The sequence below is a fragment of the Photobacterium lucens genome, from assembly GCF_009873615.1.
GTDB classification, from domain to species: Bacteria; Pseudomonadota; Gammaproteobacteria; order Enterobacterales; family Vibrionaceae; genus Photobacterium; species Photobacterium lucens.
The window spans coordinates 1-4312 of the sequence record NZ_SSMG01000334.1 but is presented as its reverse complement, the minus strand read 5'-3'; the positions used below and the strand labels follow the sequence as shown (position 1 = coordinate 4312).

General features: G+C 40.5%; 4 protein-coding genes. 3 read left to right on the top strand and 1 reads right to left on the bottom strand.

Translation table 11 applies throughout. The annotated features are described in order from the left end of the window. Positions 1-322: 322 nt before the first annotated feature. The 3 genes from E5A76_RS14285 to gltX all read left to right on the top strand — a co-directional run bounded on the left by E5A76_RS14285 (position 323) and on the right by gltX (position 3617). On the top strand, positions 323-1669 hold the full coding sequence (locus E5A76_RS14285; RefSeq protein ID WP_161119323.1) for an OprD family porin: 1347 nt from the start codon (positions 323-325) through the stop codon (positions 1667-1669). 153 nt (positions 1670-1822) lie between these two features. Then, positions 1823-2050 (top strand): hypothetical protein, encoded by a 228-nt coding sequence (locus E5A76_RS14280; RefSeq protein ID WP_161119322.1) that lies wholly within the window; start codon positions 1823-1825, stop codon positions 2048-2050. Between the two features lie 142 nt (positions 2051-2192). Further along, positions 2193-3617, top strand: a complete 1425-nt coding sequence (gltX, locus tag E5A76_RS14275; protein ID WP_161119321.1) for a glutamate--tRNA ligase — start codon at positions 2193-2195, stop codon at positions 3615-3617. A 58-nt stretch (positions 3618-3675) separates the two neighbouring features. Here the strand turns inward: gltX and E5A76_RS14270 are convergent, their stop codons facing one another. After that, positions 3676-4212 carry an LA_2272 family surface repeat-containing protein gene (locus tag E5A76_RS14270; RefSeq protein ID WP_161119320.1) on the bottom strand — a complete coding sequence of 179 codons (537 nt, stop codon included), beginning with the start codon at positions 4210-4212 and terminating at the stop codon, positions 3676-3678. Positions 4213-4312 lie beyond the last annotated feature (100 nt).

Below are 4312 nucleotides of genomic sequence, written 5' to 3'. Positions count from 1 at the left end.
GTGTCTTTTGGTTTTTAAATTTTTGATTTTAAATGATTTTTCTGGAGGTTTTTGACGAGGTTAAAACATTTGAACTTGATCACTATAGGAGAGAAACTTTGCACTGAATCAAATTTTTAACACAAGAAATTAAGTTCTTATTGATGTTTTGCGCTGCGAAAGTAGTCTTAATAACGAAGTTACACAAAGTTCAATTTTGAACGAAAAAAAATATGAATTGGTCGAAATGATTCGGCTAACATATGGGAGATTTACTTGTAGCCTTCGGCGGCCAACCTTTCAGGTTACAGGTAAACAGCTTATATCTTTTAGGAGTTATTCCATGGAATCAAAGTTTTTTAAAGTTTCTGCTTTAACAGCAGCAATGTTAGGTGCAGTAGCAATGCCAGCAATGGCACAGCAAGATGTGTCTGAGCAAGTTATTCAAGAAGAAATCGCATTTTTCAATGATTCAACTATTAGTGGTAATGTGAACTTTTGGTTCCGTGACCGTGAGCGTGGCAATGTAGACGCTGATGGTAACAACACTCCAAAAGAAACTAACCTAAATCACGGTTCTGTATTCATGAACCTAGGTTTCAACTCAGGTTATGTTGCTGACGTTGTTGGTTTAGACCTTGTTGTTTACTCTACATGGGATTTATTCAACGACGGTGGTACTGGTCACGAAATGAACTTCCTTCCATGGGATCGCACATGGGATGAAGCGCATTGGGATCAAAAAGAAAAAGGCGGCGTATCTGTATCAACAGCTGCTCTTAAATTCAAACTTGGTGCTAACGCAAATGCTAAGTTAGGTTACTTCCAGCCTTCTGTACCTAGTGCTCTAGGTGTTAACTGGTCATTCGCTCCTGGTACATATCTAGGTGGTGAAATCGGTGCAAACTTTGGTGACCTAGCGCTTGGTTTAGTAGTTGCAGACCAATATAAAGCTCCATGGTTCAAGTACACTGATGAAATGCGTTCATACGCAGATGGTGAAGCAGCAACACTTTACTCTGTAGGTCTACGTTACGGCTTTGGTAATGGCATGAGCATCGATACTGCATATGCTAACCTTGACGAGCGTTCAATTGCTCACTTCAAATTTAAAGCGACAACTGAAGGTGGTTTCTACTACTCTCCACAAGTTTACGTAGTTAAAGACAGTAAGCAATACGAAGATGATTATGGCTACCAGTTAGCAATGTTAACATCTTGGGCTGCTGGTCCTTACTCAATGCGTCTTGAAGCAACATACACTGATGCTGGTGAAGATGGTAACTGGTTCGCATACCGTCCAACTCAAGGTTACGGTCAATCAAACGGTGCTTACGAAATTTGGTGGAACAACCGTTCTGACTTCAACCACGACGGCGAATTTGCAGGTTTTGCATCTGTATCTCGTGACTTCTCTGACATCGGTGCAACTGGTTTAAATGCTGGTATTAGCGGTGCGTTCGGTCTAGGTGCTGAAGTTGCTGATTATAAAGAGCTTAAAGAATATGCAGCAAGTGTATTTGCAAGCTACGCAATCCAAGGTGGTGCGCTTAAAGGTGCTAACTTAGGTATGCACTACACCAAATACTACAATGATTCAGATGCTCCTAACTGGACTGGTTACACTAACGCATTCCAAGATGAATCTGATATCAAAGTTACTCTAACAATTCCTTTCTCTGTAAAGTAATTAGTAACTAAAAGTAAAAAGATGACAGCCAGTATCTTCGGATACTGGCTTTTCTTTTTTTTAAGAATGAAGAAAAATTATTTTTAGAAAAGACGATAAGACATTTTCCCATTTCTATAATTAATGTGATTTAACTCACATATGGGGAAAGTAATGAAAATATTTATAATTATTTCGTTTTTTACTTTATCAGTTTTCTCGTCATTAGCGTATGCCCAAGCTTGTGCAGGGGGAGGCGGCAGTGCTGGGGCACATGGCGGTAATGGAGCGCAAAGTGTTCCGATTTATCGTTGTGTCTACACTGATCGCCGTGGCCAACAGCAAGATGTATTTGTACCGCAATACTTCTGTGACAGTAATGGTGGCAAAACTATCCTGTAGATTTAGCTATGGCATAAGTCGTTGGTGAGTTATGCCATTTTATTTGATTATTGTAGATTTACCTCACAGTGCTAAAATACCTGTCATTAGATAGAACACAGTAGTCCTTACTGTGTAGTCCTTCATTCATAAGGTAATTTCAATGACGGTTAAAACTCGTTTTGCACCAAGCCCAACTGGCTTTTTGCATGTAGGTGGTGCTCGTACTGCACTGTACTCATGGTTGTACGCTAAACACATGGGCGGTGAATTTGTACTACGTATCGAAGATACGGATCTAGAGCGTTCAACTCAAGAAGCTATCGATGCCATTATGGAAGGTATGGAATGGTTAGAGTTGAACTGGGATGAAGGTCCTTACTACCAAACAAAACGTTTTGATCGTTACAATGAAGTTGTTGATCAGCTGCTAGCAGAAGATAAAGCGTACAAGTGTTACTGTCCTAAAGAGCTACTTGACGAGATCCGTGAAGAGCAAATGGCGGCAGGTGTTAAACCTCGTTATGACGCAAACCATCCGAAAGTAGTTGCGGCTAATGCTGCAGCGACAGAAGACTCTCCGTTCTGTATTCGTTTCCGTAACCCGAAAGAAGGTACGGTTGTATTTGACGACAAAATCCGTGGTCGTATCGAAATTGCTAACAGTGAACTTGATGATCTGATCATCCGTCGTACTGATGGTAGCCCAACATACAATTTCTGTGTGGTTATCGATGACTGGGATATGGGTATTACTCAAGTTGTTCGTGGTGAAGATCACATCAACAACACACCTCGCCAGATCAATATTTATGAAGCACTAGGTGCGCCAGTGCCTGAGTTTGCACACTGTGCAATGATCCTTGGTGATGACGGTGCGAAATTGTCTAAGCGTCACGGTGCTGTAAGCGTAATGCAATACCGTGATGAAGGTTACCTACCTCAAGCGCTACTAAATTACTTAGTTCGTTTAGGTTGGTCTCACGGTGACCAAGAGATCTTCTCACTACAAGAGATGATCGACCTATTTAGCCTAGAGTCAGTAAGTAAGTCTGCATCAGCATTCAATACTGATAAGCTATTATGGTTAAACAACCATTACATTAAAACAGCAGAGCCTGAGTACGTTGCTAAATACCTACAATGGCATCTAGATCAGAAAGAAATTTCACTTGAAAATGGTCCTGTGATTGCAGAAGTGATCAAGCTAGTAGGTGAGCGTTGTAATACGCTGATCGAACTTGCTGAGCAATCTCGTTACTTCTACCAAGACTTCAATGAGTTTGAAGCTGGTGCTGCGAAGAAACACCTACGTCCTGTAGCAAAAGAAGCACTAGAGCTTGCACTTGCTAAAGTTGAAGCTCTTGATGAGTGGACAACTGAAAATCTACACGGTGTGATTGCACAAGTTTGTGAAGAGCTTGAGCTAGGCATGGGTAAAGTGGGTATGCCACTACGTGTTGCTGTAACTGGTCAAGGCCAATCACCTTCGGTTGATGCAGTAATGCAGCTTATTGGTAAAGAGCGCGTTGTAGCTCGTATCAAGATGGCACTTGCATACATTGCAGAGCGTGAAGCAAACGCATAAGGTTGCTGTGCTTAAACGAAAAACGGAGCTTTGATGCTCCGTTTTTTATATCTAGTATTTAGAATCTTGCATTCACAATAGGGAAAACAGGAAGATCTTTGCTGACGAAAGTACCTGAACGGTCGTAGTTAATTAAACCTATCTGAATACCCTTATTAATATGATCAGTAGCATTCATAAAGCCAAATTGAAGTCCATTTAGGCTTCCTGCATAGTTAAATAGCCCAAATTGACCACCTGTGAAATTATTGGCAGTGTAATTTATTAAACCAAAATCAGCCCCTTTTGCTGTACCTTCATTAAGGTTAGCAAAACCCAATTCAACCCCTTTCATGCTATTACGCGTTCGGTTTGCACCATAAAACATACCAAGATTAAGGCCGGTAAAGTTGTCAGTATCAGATAGCCCTAATAGTGAGATGTTTAAACCTTTTACATTGTGGCTTCGACCATAAAGAGCACTTAAACGAACCCCTGAAACATCACCTGCTGGTAAATTTATACCAGGAACTGACACTTGAACTGGTGTTGCAGCATATGCAGAAGAGGCGAACAGTGTAGCTGTGACGAGAAGAGAGGTTAGTTGGAACTTCATGTAAATAATCCTTAGTGTTTGTGCTTTTATTTGGACTATTTAATCGTATATAAAGATTTATGTTGTCAATGAAAGGTGAATAAATAATATTTATATTTAA

Excerpts from the sequence above, each read along its gene's own strand:
- E5A76_RS14280 (WP_161119322.1), top strand. The coding sequence starts at position 1,823 with ATGAAAATATTTATAATTATTTCGTTTTTTACTTTATCAGTTTTCTCG.
- E5A76_RS14285 (WP_161119323.1), top strand. The coding sequence starts at position 323 with ATGGAATCAAAGTTTTTTAAAGTTTCTGCTTTAACAGCAGCAATGTTA.
- gltX (WP_161119321.1), top strand. The coding sequence starts at position 2,193 with ATGACGGTTAAAACTCGTTTTGCACCAAGCCCAACTGGCTTTTTGCAT.
- E5A76_RS14270 (WP_161119320.1), bottom strand. The coding sequence starts at position 4,212 with ATGAAGTTCCAACTAACCTCTCTTCTCGTCACAGCTACACTGTTCGCC.